Here is a 21,749-nt window from a genome sequence, read left to right on the forward strand (position 1 = left end):
ATTATTCCTTTAACTCCGCTACTGTGTCGATGAAAAGATCTCCACGTACTTCAAAGTTAGCATACATATCCCAGCTAGCATTAGCAGGACTGAGGAGAACCACATCTCCTTGTGTCGCAAGCTCATAAGCCTTGCGGGTCGCATCAGCAATATCTGTCGCATCTACATAAGCCACATCAGCCTTATCCGCTGCCCGTTTGACACGTTCTGCAGATTGACCGAGGATAACCATCTTCTTGAGCCCAATAATATCTGGAACCAATTCATCAAACTCATTGCCGCGGTCCAAACCACCTGCGATTAAGATAACCTTACTATTGTCAAATCCTGACAAGGCTTTTTGAGTGGCTAAGATATTGGTTGACTTGCTATCGTTATAGAATTTGACACCCTGAATTTCATCCACAAATTGGAGACGGTGTTTGACACCACCAAAGGCTGAAAGAGTTTCCTTGATGGTTTGGTTATCCACACCACGGAGCTTGGCTACAGCAATAGTCGCAAGGGCATTTTCTACATTGTGGCTACCTGGAACACCGATTTCACTAGCTGCCATGACCACTTCTCCACGGAAGTAGAGTTGACCATCTTCCAAATAAGCTCCATCAACCTTTTCCTGTGTTGAAAATGGAACAACAGTGGCTTGTGTTTTGGTAGCCAATTCTTTTGCCAAATCTTGGTTAAAGTTCAATACAAGGAAATCAGCTTCTGTCATCTTGTTCTGGATATTCCACTTAGCTGCCACATACTCTTCAAAAGAACCATGATAGTCGATATGAGTGGGCATGAGGTTGGTAATGACCGCAATCTCAGGATGGAATTCTTGGACGCCCATCAGTTGGAAAGAAGAAAGTTCCATGACGAGCGTGTCCTTGGCTGTCGCAGTTTGAGCCACTTGACTAGCAGGATAGCCGATGTTCCCTGACAAGAGACCACATTGACCAGCAGCAGTCAAAACTTCCCCAATCATCGTCGTTGTGGTGGTTTTCCCATTTGAACCAGTGATACCGATAATTGGCGCTTCTGAGATTAAATAAGCCAATTCCACCTCAGTCAGGACTGGAATCCCCTTTGCCAATGCCTTTTCAATCATGGGATTGCTATACGGGATACCTGGATTTTTCACCATCAGAGCGAAATCTTCATCCAAGAGCTCCAAAGGATGCCCACCAGTGACAACCTTGATTCCCTCTTCTAGCAAGCTTTGAGCAGCAGGATTCTCCTCAAAAGGCTTGCCGTCATTTACTGTCACAATAGCACCCAGCTTGTCCAACAAACGGGCCGCAGACTCACCAGACTTAGCCAAACCTAAAACAAGTACTTTCTTATTTTTAAATTGATCGATTACTTTCATGTCTCAAACTCCATTTCTACTCCTACTATTTTACCATTTTTATGGAAATAATACTAAACGAAAATGCTCTAGTCCTCATTCTGACATCGAAAAAGAGAGCCATAGCTCTCTTTCTCTTTATCTTCTTCTGCTCTTTTTTTCAGACATGAGCGTAATGTCTCTCAAGCTAAAGTAAGCTAGGGCCAACATGGCGATTGTGACAAAGAATTCTGTCGGTAATTGGAAGATTTGCAAGATGGACAACATCAGCAAAATCAAGAGAGCAACAACTACAAAGACCAAGATAACGATGTTGACTGTTCCTTTGATACTTTGGGGTGTCGCAAATACATAGAGTAGTAATAAGAGTATCCCTATGATTAAATAGACCATCTTTATCTCTTTCTAGCTCTTATTCAGCTGATTTTTTCTTTTTGTTGGCTTTCTCGCGCTCTGCCTTGTTGAGGATTTGCTTACGCAAACGGATAGACTCAGGCGTTACTTCCATGTACTCATCGTCATTCAAGAACTCAAGAGACTCTTCAAGGGTCAAGATACGAGGTGTCTTGATAACCGCTGTTTGGTCCTTAGTAGCTGAACGAACGTTGGTCATTTGTTTGGCCTTGGTGATATTAACAGTCAAGTCGTTTTCACGAGAGTTTTCACCGATGATCATTCCTTCGTAAACCTCAGTACCTGGGTTGACAAAGATTGTACCACGTTCTTCGATAGACATGATTGAGTATGTTGTAGCCTTACCAGCATCAATAGAAACAAGAGCACCACGGTGACGTCCACCAATTTCTCCTGGAATCAATGGCAAGTATTGGTCAAAGGTATGGTTCATGATACCGTAACCACGAGTCATTGACAAGAACTCAGTTGAGTAACCGATTAAACCACGCGCTGGAACAAGGAAGACCAAACGAGTTTGACCATTACCAGTTGAAATCATATCCAACATTTCACCCTTACGTTCAGAGAGGCTTTGGATAACAGAACCTTGGTATTCTTCTGGAGTATCGATTTGCACACGTTCAAATGGCTCACATTTAACACCGTCGATTTCTTTTACGATAACTTCTGGACGAGACACTTGAAGTTCATACCCCTCACGGCGCATAGTTTCGATAAGGATTGACAAGTGCAATTCTCCACGACCTGAGACAGTCCATTTATCTGGGGAATCCGTTGGGTCAACACGAAGGGAAACGTCTGTTTGCAATTCTGCTTGCAAGCGTTCTTCTACCTTACGAGAAGTCACCCATTTACCTTCTTTACCAGCAAATGGTGAGTTGTTGACCAAGAAGGTCATTTGAAGCGTTGGCTCATCGATGTGAAGGATTGGAAGAGGCTCAACTGCATCTGTTGGTGTAATCGTCTCACCAACAAAGATATCTTCCATACCTGAAACGGCAATCAAGTCACCCGCTTTAGCTTCTTGGATTTCACGACGTTCCAAACCAAAGAAACCGAAAAGTTTTGTAACACGGAAGTTCTTCGTTGTACCATCTAGTTTAGAAAGGGTAACTTGGTCCCCAACTTTCACACTACCACGGAAGACACGACCAATACCGATACGTCCTACGAAGTCATTGTAGTCCAAGAGTGAGACTTGGAACTGTAACGGTTCATCTGAGTTGTCCACTGGAGCAGGGATATGGTCGATAATGGTATCAAAGATTGGTGCCATTGTTTTTTCTTGATCAGCTGGATCATCAGACAAGGAAGATGTTCCGTTGATAGCTGAAGCATACACCACTGGGAAATCAAGCTGGTCATCGTCTGCACCAAGCTCAATGAAGAGCTCCAATACTTCGTCTACTACTTCTGCTGGACGAGCTGATGGTTTGTCGATTTTATTAACAACCACGATTGGGACAAGATCTTGTTCCAAGGCTTTTTTCAGTACGAAACGAGTCTGTGGCATGGTTCCTTCGTAGGCATCCACGACCAAGACAACACCATCAACCATTTTCATGATACGCTCAACTTCTCCACCGAAGTCCGCGTGTCCTGGTGTGTCCATGATGTTGATACGAGTTCCGTTGTAGGCAACGGCTGTATTTTTCGCAAGGATGGTAATTCCACGCTCTTTTTCGATATCGTTTGAGTCCATAGCGCGCTCTGCCAATTCAGTACGTGCATCAAGCGTTTCTGATTGTTTCAATAATTCGTCAACGAGGGTTGTTTTACCGTGGTCAACGTGGGCGATAATCGCAATGTTACGGATATCTTCTCTTAATTTTGTCATGATTTCCTCTAATATTTAAATTTTTATTTCTAACTGAACAATTATACCACAGTCTCATTCAAAAATCACAGTTCAGCTAAGTGTAAATGTTTTCACTCTGCTTTTCTAGTCAAGGCAACTCTTTTCAAAGTCAGAGACTTATGATAAGATAGGCTGGTATGCGTTTAGATAGATTATTAGCCCAAGAAATGGTCAGTCGTAAGGCTATGAAACAGGCTCTGTTAAAAAAAGAAATCCTAGTGGATGATTATCCAGCTCGCTCCCTCGCCCAAAATGTTGATACAGGATTGCAAAAACTAGTCTTTCAAGGACGGCAGATTCAAGGATACGAGCACAACTATCTCATGCTTCATAAGCCAAACGGAGTCGTTACAGCTAGCAAGGATAAGAAACTCCCAACCGTCATGGACCTACTCCCACCTGACATCCAGTCTGACCAGCTCTATGCTGTCGGCAGATTAGACCGCGATACGACGGGACTGCTCCTTTTAACAAACAATGGACCTCTTGGCTTTCAGCTCCTTCATCCCCAGTACCATGTCGATAAATCCTATCAAGTGGTAGTAAACGGACCGCTCACGTCAGACCATATCCAAAAATTCAAAGATGGGATTGTCTTTTTAGATGGGACCACTTGTAAACCTGCTCAGCTTGAAATCCTGTCCGCAAGCCCAACAGAGAGCCGGGCCTCCATCACTATCTCTGAGGGCAAATTTCATCAAGTCAAGAAGATGTTTCTATCAGTTGGTGTCAAGGTGACTGCCCTAAAACGAGTCCAGTTCGGTGACTTTACATTAGACCCAGAACTAGCAGAAGGACAATACCGTTCCTTGAATCCAGAGGAATTGGAAATCATTAAAAACTATTTAGAGATGAGTCGATAAAACAAAAAAGCTTTATATTTAAAGCTTTTTTGTTTTTTGCTTATCTAAAAACTATTGCGATTGCTAGAATCCAGTTAAGAACAGAAACTACAAGTCCTACGATATTGAGAATTTTTTCTGTTTTATAGTCCAGTCCAGATTCTTTTTGGTATGAAAAAGCCAAGACCAATCCTATGATCCCCAAAATCAGACCCACTATTGGCGATAGCAAACCAAGGACGATAGATAAGATACCTAAAATAAGTGAAGGTTTTTTCTTTTGTTGTGAATTCATATTATAAAATCTCCTTAAAATTAATATAAATGATGATACCATAAAATGCAAGCTTTATCTATCATTCGACAGTTTTTAACAGAATGTTAGCTAGTCTTGACTTTCCCGTTCCAAGAATCCAATCCATAAGAAAGGATATAAATCTCAGAAAAACCTTGTTTTTTCAAATAAAGTGCTGCATTGGTCACTCCTTGTCCGCGTTGGTTTTCATAGAGAAGGACAGGTTTATCCTTACGAAGGGCTGCAAGGCTTGACTTCAACTGATTTGAAGGAATATTGCGAGCTCCGAGGATATGTTTTCTGTGAAATTCTGCTGGTTCACGGACGTCAATCAATTGCCCTTTCCGAATCAAGGCTTCAAATTCTGCATTATCCACAATCTTAGCCGCACGACGAATACGAAGGTAGTTATAACCCATCCATGCCGCCATCGCTAGTACGATTCCCCACAAAACCCAAATTGTCATAAGTTCTTATCTCCATTTTTCTCTATGTAGTCTAATTCTACCTTGTGCTCTCTACGAAGAACAGCTTCCGCCTCTAGATAGTCTAGCTTGTCCATCAGACCTGCATCATAGATCCGAGAGAGTTCGAGCTTCATCAGTTCAATATCATACAAGCGCTTCCCCATGTAAACAATAATGCCAAACTGTTTGAGAAATTGCTGCACATCATAGAATGTTTTCATAGCTTTCATTCTAACAGATTTCAGACTTTTTTTCAATACTGGACCGGCTCTTTCCCCCTATTTTCTTCGTCTTCATTGCCCATTCTTCCGCAAGTGTGGTACAATAAAAACATGAGAATTCAACAACTACACTATATTATCAAAATCGTCGAAACTGGCTCTATGAATGAAGCAGCCAAGCAACTCTTTATCACCCAACCCAGTCTTTCAAATGCCGTTCGAGACTTGGAAAATGAAATGGGCATTGAAATCTTTATCCGCAATCCCAAAGGCATTACCTTGACTCGTGATGGGATGGAGTTTCTCTCCTACGCTCGTCAAGTTGTCGAGCAAACCCAGCTTCTGGAGGAACGTTATAAAAATCCTATCGCCCACCGCGAACTTTTCAGCGTTTCCTCTCAGCACTATGCTTTTGTAGTTAATGCCTTTGTCTCTTTGCTAAAGAAAAGTGATATGGAAAAATACGAACTCTTCCTTCGTGAAACTCGGACCTGGGAGATTATCGATGACGTCAAGAACTTCCGTAGCGAAGTTGGTGTCCTCTTTTTAAACAGCTACAACCGCGATGTTTTAACGAAAATGCTAGATGACAACCACCTCTTAGCCCACCACCTCTTTACTGCGCAACCGCATATCTTTGTCAGCAAGACCAACCCTCTAGCTAAAAAAGACAAGGTCAAACTGGCTGATTTGGAAGACTTCCCTTACCTCAGCTACGACCAGGGGACGCATAACTCCTTCTACTTTTCAGAGGAGATTCTTTCACAAGAGCACCATAAGAAATCCATTGTTGTAAGTGACCGCGCCACCCTCTTTAATCTTTTGATTGGTTTGGATGGTTACACCATTGCAACAGGGATTTTGAACAGTAACCTCAACGGAGACAATATCGTTTCCATTCCACTGGACATTGACGACCCGATTGAACTAGTCTATATCCAGCATGAAAAAACCAGCCTGTCTAAGATGGGCGAACGCTTTATCGAATACTTACTAGAAGAAGTTCAATTCGATAATTAATAGGAAAAATGAAAAAGAGAAAAGAGAAAAGAAAAAGTTAGGAAATAAAAAGTGAAAAAGATACTACTGACCAGTGCTTTAATCCTTTCAATCGCAGGATTAGCACCCGCATCCGTCTTAGGAGAAGAAAACACTACTCAATCCACATCTGCTGTCAAGGAAGCAATTGCCAAAGAAGAAAAGAAGGAATCGAGTGTTGAGGAAAACTCTAAATCAGAAGTTCTTCCGAAAGTAAATGTGCAAGAAGACAAGCCCAAAAAAGAAGGATGGTACCAAGAAAATCACCACTGGCGTTTTTACCAAGATGATAAACCTGCTTTGAACTGGAAACAAATCCAAGGCAAATGGTACTACTTCGATCAAGATGGTAATCGTCTTCATTCTACTATCTACAAAGGTTATGCCTTTGACCAAGATGGTGTCATGATAGAAAATAGCTGGACCAAACTGGACAATCAATGGTACTATGCTGATCCTTCTGGACGACTAGCTCTGAACACTTGGAAAAAAATCAATGGTTCTTGGTACTATTTTGACCAAACTGGAAGCATGCTCAGCAACACTGCCGTTGACGGCTATCTGCTCACAAAAAGCGGGGCTATGGCGGAAAAGGGCTGGACAAAATTAGATCAAATTTGGTACTATGTCGCTCCTTCTGGAAAGATCTCGCAGGATAAATGGGAGAAAGTCAACGGTTCTTGGTATTACTTTGACAAAGACGGTGGAATGCTGAGTGCGACAACCTTCAAGGGCTACCTCTTCAACCAGAGTGGAGCTATGGCAGAAAACAACTGGGTCAAAATCAAGGATACTTGGTTCTATGCGAACGGGTCAGGGAGATATATCCAAGACAACTGGCAAAAGATTCAAGGTTCCTGGTACTCATTTGACCAGAATGGTGGAATGCTAGCAGACAAATGGAAAGAAAGCTACTACCTTAAAACCAGTGGAGCCATGGCGGAGAATGAGTGGATCTTCGATAAAGCCTACAAGAGCTGGTTCTATCTAAAAGCGGATGGCCGTTATGCAAATCAGGAGTGGGTTGGAGCATACTACCTCAAGTCAGGTGGTTACATGGCAAAGAGCGAATGGATTTACGATAACTCTGACAAAGCACGCTACTACCTAGATGATAATGGGCATTATGTTTCAGGAACTTACAAGATAGACGGTAAGGAACACCTGTTCCAAAAATACGGCCAATGGATTTCTGAAGTTTCAACTGAAGGTGGATTTACAAAAGGACTATACAGCAATACCATCTTCCTAGATCCTGGACACGGTGGTCGAGATTCAGGTGCCTTTTACTACAATGTAGCTGAAAAAGATCTCAACATGCAGATTTACCGTAAGCTTCGTACTAAGTTAGAAGAACTAGGCTACAAGGTCCTCACTTCTCGTGATAGTGATATTGACGTTGATTTTGTTACCGAACGTTCTCGTATGGTTAATAAGACCAACTCTGATATTTTTATCAGTATTCACTTCAACGCTACTGGTAATACCTACTCAAAAGCGAGCGGTATTCAAACCTACTCCTATAGCGATGAACCTGATTATCCAAGTAAGATTAATAAATACTGGCACAATCACCCTGATCGTATGAGTGAAAGCAAACGCCTCGCCGCTGCCATCCACTCCTCTCTTCTAGCAGAAACAGGAGCCAAGGATGCTGGCCTGTTGGAGAGCAGCTATGCCGTACTACGCGAAACCGCCAAACCAGCCGTTCTCCTAGAGCTTGGATATATGGATAATTTCTCCGAAAACCAACAAATCAGAGATAGCCACTACCAAGACAAACTGGTCGCAGGCATCGTAAAGGGGATCCAAAAATATTACGCTGGTCGATAAAAAAAGTCTCGAGAAATCTCGAGACTTTTTATTTATCTTCTTTTTTATCCTTATCAGGAAAGAGGTAGCCAATTCCTACACAAGCTAGCACACCAGCACCAATCACCAAACCACTTGAAATTGGCAAGAGATCAAAAATAGCATTTGCAATGATAAAGGCAATGATCAAGCACATCAGACTAGCCTTGTAATCTTTTTTCAAAAAGTTTTCTAGTGTGAAATAGAGGAACAATCCTACCGGAATGAGTGACCAGAGGTTGACATCCAAACTTGGCCATCCAACAGAACCGAAATACAATACTAGCGCTGCTGCTACTAAAAATACAAGTCCTAATAATTTTTTCATTTTTTTGTCTCCATTTTCTTTTTTAGGTTCTTGAGTTGTCTGATACTGACCCCTCACGCCCCTTACATGAACCATTATAGCAGAGGAATTTTTCAAGAACAAGCCCTTTTGCCTATCTGGTCAATATCTCTGTCTAAGTGGTTGAGTATTTGTAACAAAAGAAAAAGAAGCCCATTAGAGCTTCTTGATTTTGCCGATTGTAACAGTATTTTTGAACGAATACCATCTAGTTTTTCTTTTCCTTTGGCTCTAGAGAAGATTTGATTGATTCACGGTCTGCTTGTAGTTGAGCTAAGTTCTTTTCTGCTTCCTCAAGTTTACTGGTATCTGGTTTCACACGATAATAAACATTTTCTGGTTTCATTAACATAGACCCATAATCTTGTCCTGAAAGTAGTCTTTCCTCAGTATGATTGCTTTTATCCGTAATCTTTCCGTCATCAGCAGGTTGCATAACGACTCCACTTGGCACAGCTACTATTACAAATCCTCCAGCAACAGAATCTTTTACCCATGCACTGATAGACGCTGTCTCAGGGTTACGATTATCTTGTCCTTTTGATACCTTTAATCCAACTACAGATTCGTACTTTTGATCATTTGTAAACCAAGTCGCACGTACTTCTCCAGAATCATTAATAATGTATTCATTACCAGATTGACTACGCCAAGTACCTTCTAAACTAGACAAGTCATTGTTCTTAATTGCTTCAATATCTAATTTTGGAACAGCAGTTTCTTTCTTGAACTTGCTAACAAATGCTTCTGCTTCCGTAATTTTGGTATCTAAAGCAGTCAGTTGATCCTTGAGTTTCTGAATTTCCTCTTGTTTATCCTTATCAGTCTCATCTGTCTTTCCTTGGCTTGTAGACGATTGACTTGTTGACTCTGTAGTTGAAACAGCAGACGATGCTTGATTTGACTCTTTCTTTACAATCAGAAAATATGAGAAAATACTTACCAAGATAAGAGTGACTAAAACAGCGAGTGCTATGCCAATATAGATTTTTATTTTTTTATTTGGAGTCAACTTTGATTCTGACCGCTTACGTCCGTTAATCTCTTCAAATTGTCTTTCCCGTTCTTTCTTATTCATAATTTTCTCCTTTTTGATTTATATTCAGCCAAGTTTGCGAGACTTCATTCGTTACTATCCATGAACTTTTATGACTTTTTAAAAAAATCAAAGCAAAAATTTCTAGAATAATTAACAGCCTATAGTCCTCTAAAACGGAACGAAAACAAGTGCTTATTAAAATATATTATACCACAAAATATAAATTTTAGTTTTAATTTATAAGTAGGAGTTTCTGACGTTAAATAGAACCTATATCAAACGTTCCACCTTTCCTATATTTACAAAAAAAGAAGCCCGTTTGGACTTCTTGATTCTGCCGATTGCAGGGCTTGAACCTGTGACCTACGCGTTACGAGTGCGTTGCTCTACCAACTGAGCTAAATCGGCGATTACCCTTTTAGTATAGCACTCTGAGAATAGATGTCAAGAAATTTTCATCTCCATTAGAAAAAGCCTGTCCTGAGACGAGACTTTTACATATATCTCTTTTAAATCTCCCATTTTCATAGAAATCTAAATAATATATTTATAAATCAATATTTTCACAAAACTATGTCATCACCTCACTATCTAATCTCAGTACATAAACCATTTTTTCTATAGCTTTTGTCTTAGTCTTTATTTTTTCTCTTCAATCCAAGAAAAGCTCCTACTATAAACATGATTCCGGCAGCTAATAGTGTCTGGGCTCCGCTTGCTGTTCCGGTTTTTGGCAACTCATTAGGATTGTTACTAGTTGATTTACTATTGATGTTGGTATTTTTATTAGTTAAGTTCCCTTGTTCATTTAGATAAACGTTCTTGTCAATTTCAAAGTTTTTATCATTTTCATCAGAAACAATACTGTTGACATCATTAGTTGAATTAGATTGTGTTTTTTCTTTCTTTTTCGATACATCAAAAGTAGGTTTATTTTCCTCCTCCTTTTTCTCCTCTATTTTCTTGAATACAGGTTTTATAAAGGTATCTTTTGATAGATTAAGAACATAGCCGGCGTCTTTTTTCCCTTCGAAACCAGAAATTTCCCAACCATCAAATTGGTATCCTTTTTCTAATTCACCCTTATAGACAGGTAACATAAAATCTTCTTCCGACACTATCGTTGAACTCATTTCTTTTCCATTTTGAATGGTCACAGTTACTGTATGAGGATTTAGTTCACTCACCTCTCCCGTATCTTTGTTTAAAATGAATTCTTTTACGGTTGTATTTCTTGCAAAATCTTTTACAACAATCTTAATGTTTAGTGTCTTATCTGTTAGTTGTTTAATATCATCAAATGATTTGTATTCTTTTCCATTTACATAAATATGTTGTTCTTGAATCTCACCATCGAATCCATTATTTCTTTTATCATTGATGTTAAAGACTACAGATTTTCCATTAGCATATTCGATACTAGTATTTCCTTTTGGATCAATCTTTACTTCTGGTTTGACATTATCATATAAAAATTGATAATGTACTCCAACCGCTTTCGCATTCAAATCGCTATAGCCAGTTTGAAGATAAACATTTCCATCCATGTCTGTTACCTTATCTGGGAATCCGTTTGCTTTATAGTCTTTCATCCCCCAGTCCATGATGTCACCGTCTTTAACATTAAGCTTAATGTTAAAATCTCTAGTGTTATCAATGTGTAAATCTCCGTAGATTAAATAATTGTCTACAACCGATTCATTAACTCTCAACTCCCAGTTAAAACCACCCTTATCAGAAATCTTACCTCTTAAATAAAATTCTGGATTTCGTACATAAATTTTATTAGTTTTAGATGGATTAAAGTAGTTCTTGTCCATTGAAAGATTCACTGGTTTTGCATCAATAAATAACGTAGAGCCATCTTCTTTTATAGCTTCTACATTGGACTTATCCTCTCCTGTGTACTCTTTACCATCCTTACCAAATAATACAAGTTTAGAAGAATCTGTCACAAGATTTCCATCTTTATCGATTGCCTCCCCTTTATCATTCATTTTAAATGTAAACACTTGATACCTTACAATGTTAAAGCCGTCCAAAGCCGACATTAATACTGATTGAGTACTTCTTCCATCTTCAACATTTCTACTATCAGCATAAATAGTTGTTTCTGATAAGACTCTTAGATTAGGATTGGCCTTTTGGATTTTTGCTATATCTTCCTGGCTATAAACTCCATTCCCTTCTAACATATCCGTTTTTCCAGGATTATAGGTAGTCACTTTTAGTGCATAGCCTTTTCTTAGAATGACGTTATCCTTTAACAGATATTGTTGTTTTTCTGAATCAGAATAGATTTTACCAGATTCCATGTCCGTTAAATTATTTGGTTTATTTTTTGAAAGATCTCCTTCTCCTAATTCTATTACATTCCCATAACTTGATGCATACGGATATTCTGCTTTAGTTTCCTTATTTTTTTCAGGCATTCTAATTTTAGTTTCAGCTTTTATCTGACCATCATCTTTGACAAAAAACCTCATATCTCCTGCAAAAGCTAATCCATCCACAATATCATTAATATTAGCGTATAAATCAAATGTCATCGTTTTTGAATGGGAATCATACTTGGTCGTTTTGATTTCTATCGATTTATAGTTATTTCCATAGTATACCTTGGCATTTTTAGAAACATTACTGATCTTTCCAAGAATTTCAAAGTGTCCATCTTTAGATGGGTTTAGAATGCCATAAATTTTTGATTTGATTTCATCAAGTTTTTCAGTTTCATATTCTAAGGCACTACCATCGTCATAAGCAATGATATTTCCCTTATCATCGTATTTATAATCGTATTCCTCTATTCTCTTACCAGTTTCACTTGTAAAGTCATCAACTTCTCTAAATTTCTTTTTAATGAGTTTCTTTAAATCTTTGCTTTCAAAGTCTCTAATTGTTGAAATTGTTTTATGAATAGTCAAGCTAGATTTTTCTTCGGTAGCCTCTTCATTTTCTTGATGATGTTCTACTTCAGTTGTATCTTTTTTAAGACTATCCTCTTTTCTATTTTCTAAATTTTTAAATTTAGATTCGGAAATCTCGCCAAGCTTTTGGTATTTAGATGAATCTTGATCAGGATCTACTAGATAATAGGAAATCATCCCATTTTTATCAGCATGATCAGCAAATTTAATTCTATGAATCTTTGTGAAATTGCTAGAACCGTCTAATGCAATCACTTCAATGATTTTTCCTCTTAAATCTCCTGCACCTTTAATTTCATAAATGGTATTTCCGTCTTTGTCAAGTTTTCTATTTCGTCCTTGACCCTCACCTGCATAAGTGACTTCAAGATTTTTCTCAACCTCTCCATCTTCATTAACAAGAGCGGCCCCAGCATACCAAACTTCGTTGGCAATCTCGTCAAATTTTTCAGGATGTTCTTTTTGATCTCTCGCAAATAGCGTTTCATTCTTATATTGCTCTTTGACCTTGTGATAAGTATCCTTTGTAATTAACTTAATTTTTCCAGGGTTTGAAAAATCAATTGAAACAATCTTTGGAGGGGTGTTATCAATTTTTACAGGAATATAGGAAACCTGCCATGGGTAATCCTTGGTTAATCTATATTTAAATTTATAGAAATATTGGCCTTCCGCAATCGGTTCAAATTGTCCTCGTATCTTAGTAGCAGGATCTTTTTTGTCATTACTTTCTGGGGCATTTTCTTCTCTACCTCTAGGGTTATAAATGAGTCCATCCCATTTCAAGTCACCCCAAACTTTTAGCTTAGAAGATTTAATGCCCTTTGCATCATTTCTTTTAGAGTTTAAAATTCCTTTAATAAAGTGTTCTCTCGAAATGACTTTTAAGTCTTTTTGATTTTCTCCTTCTTTATTTGTATTTACTATTGAAATCACCCCTTCTTCTGCACTTCTTAATACAAGTGGAGAAGGCGTTAATCCTCTCTCAAGTTGAGCATCTTGAGGATTTCCATTTGAATCTAAAGGATAGATTTTAGCAATATTAGAACCACTCGTTGATGGTGCGTTGATTCCTTCGTTATTGAAAGCAAATAATTCTGGATTTTGATCTAGGGATGTTGTATTTTTATCTTTTCTGTTTTGTATAACTCCTGCTGGATTAAATTTATCTATACCATGTTCTCCACCAATCCCCTTATTTAAGGTACCTGGAATTTTTGGTTTACCATCATCATCATAACCTTCCATTGCTTTTGATTTTGATCCTTCTTCCCAGGCCCATTTATCAAGGATTGGTTCGTGGTTCCAATTCCCAGCAAATCCCATTAGAGGCATCGACAAAGAAGGTTGGAAGTTTCTTTTCTTACCGTTGGAGTTTAGAGCTTCCATTTCTTCCACTGACTCAAAATGAATAAATGATTCTACAAATTTATTTTTGTTTTTAGCTTCTCCAACATTTATAACCGCATTTAAATCAAAGCTGGAATTTGGACCTATAGTGAAAGTATCATGCTCAAATGTGATATTTGCTCCTTTGACTTTTTCTGGGTGAATTTCTGGAACAATTTGCTTCCCGTCCGGAGATTTTTCATCTTTATATGTTTCATCGAGTTTTAGCCTATCAGTTAGAGCATCTGTAGTTACAGTTGATGCAGAAACTTTAAAGGTTAAAGGTCTGTTTGAGGTATTGTGAAGCTTAATTGTAAAGTATTTTTTATCACCTTTTATTTCTTTAAGAGAAATGGAACCATATGAATTTACCAAACCTTTAGAATCTGTATTTTTGAAAGTTGCTACAACTTCATTTCTCAAAGCGTTGGCAACATTAATTAGCCCCGCTCCCTGCTGTCTAGGTGATGCAAAGTATTGACTCTTTTCTTTCCAAGAGGTTGCATCCATCATAGGTCTTGCAGTATTTTGTAGAGCTATTTTTGTAAGACTTGTAAGGTCTATTTTGTCATCTCCCTTAAGATTTTTCAAGACAGGTCTTTCAAGCAATTCCTTTAATTTTGGTCGAATCAAAACAGTAGAAGCTGCTACGATTGGAGTTGCCATACTAGTTCCTGACATATAACCATAAGTGGATTTACCATTGATAACATTTAGAGTGGATTTAATATTTTTACCAGGTGCTGAAACATCCGGTTTTAAAAGCAAGTCTGTTCTTGGCCCCCAAGATGTAGACCCTGCTGGGACTATAATATCTTCTTTATAAAGTTCTTTGTCTGTGTCAGCTGCAAATTTAAAGTCAATTTCTTTTTCATCACCTACATTCGGTTTATTAGAATTATAGCTTTCCATATCAATTGGATAGTATTGTTCTAAGTTATCTTTAAAATCTTCCTTATTATTTCTTTTGACTTCAGTTTTTTTATCAGGGTTAATCATGTTCCATAATTTTACACCATCATCTCCTGAAATTGAAAATACTTGACTTTTAGTCCCTTCATCCGCTTCATATCCCATAGCTGGAAGGTCTGTCCAATTATCTCTATTGTAGTAATTTACAGTATTTACAACCATAATGGCACGTGCGCCTTTATCCGTAGCTCTTTTAAAAGCATCTTTTAAATCCTTGGTATAAATTCTATCCATTACTGCAATTTTGCCCTTAAGATCCAAGCCTATCAAATCTTGGTCTTGACCTTTACCTATATATACAAATTTTAATTTATTTGGAGTTTTTGACCCATCCTCATTTGTTAGGATTTTATTTTTATCGAAAAAAGCACCTATATTTCTGTATTTAAAACTTTGTCCACCTATGTTAACTTTATCAAACTCAATGGTTTGATTTTTAGCAGAAGCGACCGCTATCGCATCTTCATGTGCAGCAGTTCGTGTTACATTTCCAGTATCTGTCATTTTCAGATTATTATTTGCTACTAAATCCCAAGAAGAACTTGAAGCAGAAGTCGCAAAGTTACCTGTAGCAACAACCATTGGGATTCCAGCTTTTCTTAATGCTCTAATAGCCTCCCAATATTTCTCGCCTACAAGACCTGTTCCCGTAAAGCCAGATGATACCGAAACAACATCGACATTGTGTTTGATCGAATCTTCAATAGCATGAAACATTGTTTCATCACCCGCAAACCCGGATCCTGCGTCAGAGTACATTTTATAAGAGAAAATTTGTGCATTAGGCGCAATTCCATCTATGCCATTAAAGTTCTTGATGTCTTTTTCAGTATCATTTCCAGCAAGAATCCCTGCAATATGCATCCCATGTGGGTCAAAATAATCCCTTCCATCATCATATTTTTCTACAGTGATTTTACCACCATTATAATAATTGAACGCATGAGGGATTTTATCACTCAACCAATAATTTTTATCAGTGCCTTTTAAGTCTTCTTTTTTAAATTTCATTGAGTCTTTGGCATCATCATCGATCCTCATAGCCTTATGCCTATAATCTGTTCCAGTATCGATATTTGAAATGACCATACCTCTACCATCAAAATTTTTCCCAAATGGAGCATTAATAGACTTTAGGTAATCAATAGCTTCCTCAACTCCAATTTCCTTTCTGGCATGATTCATCATTGGTTGGACTTTTTGTGATCGTTCAACCGACGAAACACCTTCTATTTGTTTAATTTTGTCGAAATTATCTGGAGTTGTTTCAATGGCAGCGCCATTAAAAATCGTATTATAGGTATATAAAACTTTTGTATCCTTAAGATTGGATAGTTCCTTAATTACTTTTTCTCCAGATTGTTTATCTTTAAATTCAGCAATATAGACAAGTTTATCTTCTTTTTTCGGATTTTCTGTATCTTTATTTACAAATGAGTCCGCATCATCTCCTTTGGGTTGCTTGGAGTCTTCTTTGATACTTGCTCCTTCGTTACTAGTTTTTTTGTCTATCTCAGACTTTCTACTAACAACCTCTTTTTCCTCAATAACTGTTGTCTTCTTCTCCTCAATATCCTTTGAAGTTTCTATAACATTATGAATATCTTCAGATTGTTCATTGTTTTCTGTTTCTTTATCTGCTACTACTTTTTCTTTACCAGAAATTTTTAAAGCATCTTCAGAACTAGGTGCATCTGCTACTACTTTTTCTTTATCAGAAATTCTTAAAGCATCTTCAGAACTAGGTGCATCTGCTAAAATTACCTCATTGGGGGCATATGCTGCTAAAATAACTGCAGCAGTAGTTAATGACAATACCGTACTTTTTTTCATTATAATTCCTTCATTTTTTATTTTAAACCCAATAGATAGAAAACTTTAACTTTGCTAGCCTTTGTTATAAAAAGTTTTATGACGTATTATCTAGTGGGATAGAGTAGTACATTTATATATAATTGTTAGCTCTCTGAAAAATAGTATATCAATTAAAAAAATTTAAGTCAAGAAAAATTAACCCAGGTTAATTTTTTTTTTAATCCATGTTAACAAATAGATTAGTCAATAAATATTATAGTTAACTGGGTACAATATAAACTCATTCCTCCCATCAAAAATAGTAGCAATCAACTGGAATAATTACCAAAATCGCAAAAAGGGGTATGGATAGAATTTATGCCTTAATAAACATGCAAAAACAACCGCTATAATTTTCAACGGTTGTTTGTAACATATTTAATGTTTAAATCTCATCCTATTTTATATCTTACGAACCCGCACTTTCGTAAGCGTCCAAGCCCCTGTCCCAGAGTTTTAAAGAAATAACAAAGAAAACAAGGGAAATCAACATCAAACCACCGATGTTAAAGAGCCCGTCTTTGTCCTGCAAGAAATAGCTGGCAGGATAGTAGGCCGTAAAGGCGAAAGGCACGATAAAGCTAATCAACCAACGAAGAAGCGAATTGTAAATGGAAATCGGGTACTTGGCAAAATCATTAAACATATAGAAAATATAAATCATGGCACCTGACTGCTTGGTCCAAAAAGCGATGCTGGCAGTCGCGATTTTCAAGGAAGTATAGATCAAGGTCGCAAAAGGAATACAGACTAGAAAAATCAGGAATTTTGGAAGAGTCCAACCAATGCTAGACACTGTGGTCGCTAACAAAATACCACCGACCAATAGTTCGCCCAAGGCATCAATCTGAAAGGTCTCAACCAAGATGTGAAAAAGAGGATTGATAGGACGCGTCAGGTACTTGTCAAACTCTCCTTTTCGCACCAAACGTTGCCCCAGAGCCCAGAGATTGTCAAAAAAGAGATGATCTAGTCCCTTGGGAATTAAGGAAAATCCATAGATAAAGGCGATTTCTTGAAAAGTCCAGCCTTCTAAGGAAGGAATGTGTTGAAAGAGCACATTGAGAAACAAGAGGTTCAGGCCTTGAGTCAGAAAAACTCCTAACACGCCCACCACAAAATCGACCTTGTATTCCATGATTTGCTTGATGTATTGTCTGATAAAAATCAGATGCATGCGTTGATATTTTTTCATACTAACCTCCTTGAATAGTGATAAAGGACTGGACTCGTTTCCATATCAACTGAGACAAGCCCACCATCACTATGAGCCAGAAGAACTGTAGCAAGAGTGCTTGAAGAATCTGACTGGCATCGTATTTCCCAACAATGATCATAACTGGAGTATAAATCAAAGATGAAAAAGGCAAGAAGGACAAAATATCAGAAACAATCTTTGGAAAGAAAGCCAAGGGAATCAGACTTCCAGACATAAAGGCCACTATAGAAGTCTTGAGTAGATTGGAACCCCATAGATTTTTAAAGACAAAGGCTGAAAATCCAAAGCAGATATTAAAGAAAAAGTTGATTAGGTAGGCTAGAGTTAAGCTAAAAAGATAAAGGATGGTTAAGCCCAGCAATTCTACAATTCCTTGCCCAGATAAAATTTTCATCAAGACAATGACACTTAAAAATGGCAGTCCAACAGAGATAAAAATCAACCACTTGGATCCAAGCTCTGTAAAGAGGTAAGAAGCCGCAAAATGCACTGGTCTCAACAAGCGCATGATAATGGAGCCATCCTTGACCTCCTCTCCAATCATAAAAGAACTATCAGACCTAGTCAAAAGATTGGTCACAAAACTCATGATGATGTAGAGGGTGATATCCGCCATACTGAAGCCTTGAATCAAAGACTCTTGCGAGGAATCAAAGACAGCCTTCCAGAGATAAAAGGCCACAAAAGCACCCATGACATCGCCAATCCGATAAAGAAGAAAGTTAACTCGATAGGTAATCAACTCCTGAACCCCTGCATTGATAAAGGGTTTATAACGTCTCCACAATTTGACCATCTTAGAGCTCCTTTCGGTAGAAGCGACGGATAATATCCTCAATATCCGTATCCAGCATCTTCAAATCGCGAATTTCAAAATCAGACAGGGTTTGCTTGATAATATCAGCCGACTGGTAGCGGGAACTATCGAATTCAATATTGAGACTGTTTCCTTGTCTATCAATGGTCATATCCGAAAAGCCTTCATAGTGAGAAACGAGATGACTTTGACCTGGTACCAGTTCAAAAGAAAGAGTCTTCATCTTGCCAAAGGTTTCCTTGAGCTGGCTAACCGTTCCATCAAAAATCTCCTGCCCCTTGTCAATCATAAAAATCCGATCACAAAGTTGCTCAATGTCGCTCAGGTCGTGAGTGGTCAAGAGAATGGTTGTTTGTTCCTCTTGATTAATCTGAGTGATAGCCCGACGAATGTTGTCCTTGACCGAAACGTCCAACCCAATGGTCGGCTCATCTAAAAAGAGGACCTTGGGATTGTGGAGCAAGGAAGCTGCAATGTCCGCCCGCATTCGTTGTCCCAGTGAAAGAGTCCGCACGGGATCCTTGATAAAGTCCTTCAAATCCAAGACTTCATTTAAAAAATCCATGCGTTTATGAAAGAGCGAGTCTGGCACATCGTAAATCTCTTTCAAAACCGTGTAAGTCTCTTGCAGAGCTAAATCCCACCATAGCTGGGTTCTTTGTCCAAAAACCACTCCAATATCCTTGACATAATCTTGGCGATTGTCTTGCGGAATCTTGCCGTTAATTCGACAAAAACCAGATGTCGGCTTTAAAATTCCTGTCAGCATCTTAATGGTTGTCGACTTCCCAGCACCATTAGCTCCGATAAAGCCTAAAATTTGTCCCTTGGGTACCTCGAAGGTCAAATCCTTGACCGCTTCAAAGGTCTGCTTTTCAGGATGAATAAAGGAGCGCAAAGCTCCCTTCAAACCTGGTTCCTTTACTGTCTTCACAAAATTTTTCTGAAGATGTTCCACTTCTATCATTGCCATAAATCTCTCCCTATAGCAAGGAATAGCAACATTGTATTTTTAACTACAAATATTCTAAATCCTTACTTTCTACACCTTCTCAATATTATTACAGAAGGCTTTACACCAACCTATTATAGTCCAATAAAAAACAGAATGCAAGCGTTTGCTTATAGTTTATGAAATTAGAGATTTTTCTCTTAAAATAATACTTTTAAACAAAAATTCTGGTTTTATATTTTCCTTAAAACACCAAAAAAACCTGCCCAATGGGCAGGTTACGAATTATAAAAAGCAAACTATTTTGATCAATATGAATCACTATTTAATCAAAGAACTAATCTTTCATAATTCTTTTCACAATCCCATTTCTATCAATTAGAAAACAATCTGGAAAGGTCATCTGATCCCATTTTTCATAATCAAAACTGGAATCAAAGTGATGTAGTAGTATTCCTATCAAATTCCCGTGTGAACTAAGCAAAATCGTTTTTTCTGAGTATCTCTCTTCCAATTCCATTAAAAAATTTAGTACTCTAGCTAGTGCATCTTGATTTGATTCCCCTTCTGAAAGAGATTCACTGGGATTTTGCCATAAATATTTAATACTGTCTTCAAACTCAGAATCTTTTATAAAGGTTGAAGATAGTTTTCGCTCTCGTAACCGATTATCAAGAACTATTTTATCAAATTGAATTGGCGAGCTATTAATCGTTTCAAATGCTCGTTTATAAGGACTAGAAAAATAATAATCAATATTAAAAGAATTCAAAAACTCTAACTGGTCAAGAGATAAAAATCCTTTTTCTGACAAAGTTCTATTAAAATCATCACTTGAAAATCTTGAATGAGCATGTCTAAGTAAAATATAAGAATTATTCATAAGTCATTCCTTTCAATTATTATCATCAGTCTCAATGGATTTTTAAGCCCTCAATTATTCTCTAAAAATTCTTTAATGCGAGAAACAATAGCATGACTTTGATAATGATAGAGGTCGTGAGGCGCATCCATATAGACGACTTGAACATTAGACTGGTCGCTTGCAAATCTCTCTGCATAACGTTGCCACTCAGATTGGCTAAAGCTAGTACCTTCACCGTTAGACACCATTAGTAAGGCTGGAATTTTCGGATTAATGTTTGAGGGAACTTTCTTGGCATTTTCCTTTACCGTTTGGGATTCATGAAGCATGGCTTGTGACATCAACTGCTTATAAGCTAGAAGTTTATATTGTTTTCGTTCACTTTCGATCAGAGTTTGATTTTTTATATAAAAGGACTCAGGGAAATAGCGTAATAACCCAATCTTACTGCTCCAATAGGCCAACGTAAGCAAGGCCTGATTATCCTTTAAATCCTCATAACTTGATGGCAATGCCAAATCTAGACCAACCAAGGCTTTCACTTCATCTGGATACTTCTCCTGCCAAGCCAGACTCTCAAGACTCGCTATAGAATGAGACAGAATGATAAAAGGACCTGTTACATTGGCTTGGGACAGTGCTTGACGAGTCTCAGCCAAAACTTCCATCACATCTCTTGATTGATTGCTATCATCACTATAACCATAGCCAGCACGTTCCACGATGACTACCTTATATTTTTTTGATAAGGAATCCGATATATCCTTAAAATCCAAGATTGGAGAAGCAATCCCAGCACCGGATAGAAATACTATAGTCTCTGGACCGTCCCCTTCAACGTAAACATTCATTTGATGCCCATTGACAAGAACTTGCTGTCCCACAGGTGTTAGTGAGGCTTGTTCCTTTTCCAAACTGATACGATGAAAGATGAATGTTGCCCCTAAAAACAAAAGAATGAAACTAAGAAAGCCAAGACTCCATTTTTTCAGTTTTTTCATAGCATTATTGTACAAAAATTAGACTCTTTTAGCAACTTAAGATAGA

General features: G+C 37.9%; 17 protein-coding genes and 1 tRNA gene. 3 read left to right on the top strand and 15 right to left on the bottom strand.

Annotation, left to right across the window (positions count from 1 at the left end):
- Position 1 precedes the first annotated feature (1 nt).
- The 3 genes from murD to typA form a co-directional block, all read right to left on the bottom strand.
- The gene (gene murD / locus MK395_RS05670; protein ID WP_268711462.1) at positions 2–1,354 is read right to left on the bottom strand and encodes a UDP-N-acetylmuramoyl-L-alanine--D-glutamate ligase; all 1,353 of its coding nucleotides are present in this window, start codon (positions 1,352–1,354) and stop codon (positions 2–4) included.
- A gap of 117 nt (positions 1,355–1,471) precedes the next feature.
- Positions 1,472–1,726, bottom strand: coding sequence for a DUF3165 family protein (locus MK395_RS05675; RefSeq protein WP_000262663.1), 255 nt, complete (start codon positions 1,724–1,726; stop codon positions 1,472–1,474).
- Positions 1,727–1,745: 19 nt separating this feature from the next.
- Entirely contained in the window at positions 1,746–3,587 is a 1,842-nt protein-coding gene (gene typA / locus MK395_RS05680; protein WP_000164119.1) for a translational GTPase TypA, read from the bottom strand.
- A gap of 158 nt (positions 3,588–3,745) precedes the next feature.
- Here typA and MK395_RS05685 point away from each other — a divergent pair, with 158 nt between their 5' ends.
- Positions 3,746–4,471, top strand: a complete 726-nt coding sequence (locus MK395_RS05685; RefSeq protein ID WP_049518943.1) for a 16S rRNA pseudouridine(516) synthase — start codon at positions 3,746–3,748, stop codon at positions 4,469–4,471.
- A gap of 40 nt (positions 4,472–4,511) precedes the next feature.
- On the opposite strand, the gene MK395_RS05690 is transcribed toward MK395_RS05685, so the two are convergent.
- The 3 genes from MK395_RS05690 to MK395_RS05700 all read right to left on the bottom strand — a co-directional run bounded on the left by MK395_RS05690 (position 4,512) and on the right by MK395_RS05700 (position 5,442).
- The gene (locus MK395_RS05690; protein ID WP_001088138.1) at positions 4,512–4,745 is read right to left on the bottom strand and encodes a hypothetical protein; all 234 of its coding nucleotides are present in this window, start codon (positions 4,743–4,745) and stop codon (positions 4,512–4,514) included.
- A gap of 86 nt (positions 4,746–4,831) precedes the next feature.
- On the bottom strand, positions 4,832–5,212 hold the full coding sequence (locus MK395_RS05695) for a rhodanese-like domain-containing protein (protein ID WP_049477929.1): 381 nt from the start codon (positions 5,210–5,212) through the stop codon (positions 4,832–4,834).
- Positions 5,209–5,442, bottom strand: a complete 234-nt coding sequence (locus tag MK395_RS05700; RefSeq protein WP_268711463.1) for a YqgQ family protein — start codon at positions 5,440–5,442, stop codon at positions 5,209–5,211. Before MK395_RS05700 ends, MK395_RS05695 begins: the two co-directional genes overlap by 4 nt.
- A gap of 102 nt (positions 5,443–5,544) precedes the next feature.
- On the opposite strand from MK395_RS05700, the gene MK395_RS05705 reads away from it, so the two are divergent.
- Positions 5,545–6,453, top strand: coding sequence for a LysR family transcriptional regulator (locus MK395_RS05705; protein ID WP_001222578.1), 909 nt, complete (start codon positions 5,545–5,547; stop codon positions 6,451–6,453).
- 51 nt (positions 6,454–6,504) lie between these two features.
- Complete coding sequence (locus MK395_RS05710; RefSeq protein ID WP_268711464.1) at positions 6,505–8,304, top strand: N-acetylmuramoyl-L-alanine amidase; 1,800 nt, start codon at positions 6,505–6,507, stop codon at positions 8,302–8,304.
- Between the two features lie 28 nt (positions 8,305–8,332).
- Here the strand turns inward: MK395_RS05710 and MK395_RS05715 are convergent, their stop codons facing one another.
- The 9 genes from MK395_RS05715 to MK395_RS05755 form a co-directional block, all read right to left on the bottom strand.
- Positions 8,333–8,650, bottom strand: a complete 318-nt coding sequence (locus MK395_RS05715) for a hypothetical protein (RefSeq protein ID WP_042902605.1) — start codon at positions 8,648–8,650, stop codon at positions 8,333–8,335.
- A 226-nt stretch (positions 8,651–8,876) separates the two neighbouring features.
- Positions 8,877–9,746 carry a DUF6287 domain-containing protein gene (locus MK395_RS05720; RefSeq protein WP_049518940.1) on the bottom strand — a complete coding sequence of 290 codons (870 nt, stop codon included), beginning with the start codon at positions 9,744–9,746 and terminating at the stop codon, positions 8,877–8,879.
- 296 nt (positions 9,747–10,042) lie between these two features.
- A tRNA-Thr gene (locus MK395_RS05725) sits at positions 10,043–10,115 on the bottom strand.
- Between the two features lie 224 nt (positions 10,116–10,339).
- Entirely contained in the window at positions 10,340–16,828 is a 6,489-nt protein-coding gene (locus tag MK395_RS05730) for a S8 family peptidase (protein ID WP_268711465.1), read from the bottom strand.
- A gap of 430 nt (positions 16,829–17,258) precedes the next feature.
- Entirely contained in the window at positions 17,259–18,044 is a 786-nt protein-coding gene (locus MK395_RS05735; RefSeq protein WP_049479566.1) for an ABC transporter permease, read from the bottom strand.
- Position 18,045: 1 nt separating this feature from the next.
- Positions 18,046–18,864 carry an ABC transporter permease gene (locus MK395_RS05740; protein WP_268711466.1) on the bottom strand — a complete coding sequence of 273 codons (819 nt, stop codon included), beginning with the start codon at positions 18,862–18,864 and terminating at the stop codon, positions 18,046–18,048.
- A 1-nt stretch (position 18,865) separates the two neighbouring features.
- A complete protein-coding gene (locus tag MK395_RS05745) occupies positions 18,866–19,858 on the bottom strand; it encodes an ABC transporter ATP-binding protein (RefSeq protein ID WP_125384678.1) in 993 nt (330 codons plus the stop codon).
- Between the two features lie 316 nt (positions 19,859–20,174).
- Positions 20,175–20,720: a histidine phosphatase family protein gene (locus tag MK395_RS05750; protein ID WP_268711467.1), complete on the bottom strand. Its 546-nt coding sequence runs from the start codon at positions 20,718–20,720 to the stop codon at positions 20,175–20,177.
- Positions 20,721–20,770: 50 nt separating this feature from the next.
- Positions 20,771–21,703: an alpha/beta fold hydrolase gene (locus MK395_RS05755; protein ID WP_049477938.1), complete on the bottom strand. Its 933-nt coding sequence runs from the start codon at positions 21,701–21,703 to the stop codon at positions 20,771–20,773.
- Between the last annotated feature and the right edge of the window lie 46 nt (positions 21,704–21,749).

Source organism: Streptococcus oralis (assembly GCF_026782085.1).
In the GTDB taxonomy this organism is placed as follows: domain Bacteria; phylum Bacillota; class Bacilli; order Lactobacillales; family Streptococcaceae; genus Streptococcus; species Streptococcus oralis_DA.

Excerpts from the sequence above, each read along its gene's own strand:
- MK395_RS05745 (WP_125384678.1), bottom strand. The coding sequence starts at position 19,858 with ATGGCAATGATAGAAGTGGAACATCTTCAGAAAAATTTTGTGAAGACA.
- MK395_RS05690 (WP_001088138.1), bottom strand. The coding sequence starts at position 4,745 with ATGAATTCACAACAAAAGAAAAAACCTTCACTTATTTTAGGTATCTTA.
- typA (WP_000164119.1), bottom strand. The coding sequence starts at position 3,587 with ATGACAAAATTAAGAGAAGATATCCGTAACATTGCGATTATCGCCCAC.
- MK395_RS05730 (WP_268711465.1), bottom strand. The coding sequence starts at position 16,828 with ATGAAAAAAAGTACGGTATTGTCATTAACTACTGCTGCAGTTATTTTA.
- MK395_RS05675 (WP_000262663.1), bottom strand. The coding sequence starts at position 1,726 with ATGGTCTATTTAATCATAGGGATACTCTTATTACTACTCTATGTATTT.
- MK395_RS05700 (WP_268711463.1), bottom strand. The coding sequence starts at position 5,442 with ATGAAAGCTATGAAAACATTCTATGATGTGCAGCAATTTCTCAAACAG.
- MK395_RS05695 (WP_049477929.1), bottom strand. The coding sequence starts at position 5,212 with ATGACAATTTGGGTTTTGTGGGGAATCGTACTAGCGATGGCGGCATGG.
- MK395_RS05720 (WP_049518940.1), bottom strand. The coding sequence starts at position 9,746 with ATGAATAAGAAAGAACGGGAAAGACAATTTGAAGAGATTAACGGACGT.
- MK395_RS05750 (WP_268711467.1), bottom strand. The coding sequence starts at position 20,720 with ATGAATAATTCTTATATTTTACTTAGACATGCTCATTCAAGATTTTCA.
- MK395_RS05705 (WP_001222578.1), top strand. The coding sequence starts at position 5,545 with ATGAGAATTCAACAACTACACTATATTATCAAAATCGTCGAAACTGGC.
- MK395_RS05685 (WP_049518943.1), top strand. The coding sequence starts at position 3,746 with ATGCGTTTAGATAGATTATTAGCCCAAGAAATGGTCAGTCGTAAGGCT.
- MK395_RS05740 (WP_268711466.1), bottom strand. The coding sequence starts at position 18,864 with ATGGTCAAATTGTGGAGACGTTATAAACCCTTTATCAATGCAGGGGTT.
- MK395_RS05715 (WP_042902605.1), bottom strand. The coding sequence starts at position 8,650 with ATGAAAAAATTATTAGGACTTGTATTTTTAGTAGCAGCAGCGCTAGTA.
- MK395_RS05755 (WP_049477938.1), bottom strand. The coding sequence starts at position 21,703 with ATGAAAAAACTGAAAAAATGGAGTCTTGGCTTTCTTAGTTTCATTCTT.
- murD (WP_268711462.1), bottom strand. The coding sequence starts at position 1,354 with ATGAAAGTAATCGATCAATTTAAAAATAAGAAAGTACTTGTTTTAGGT.
- MK395_RS05735 (WP_049479566.1), bottom strand. The coding sequence starts at position 18,044 with ATGAAAAAATATCAACGCATGCATCTGATTTTTATCAGACAATACATC.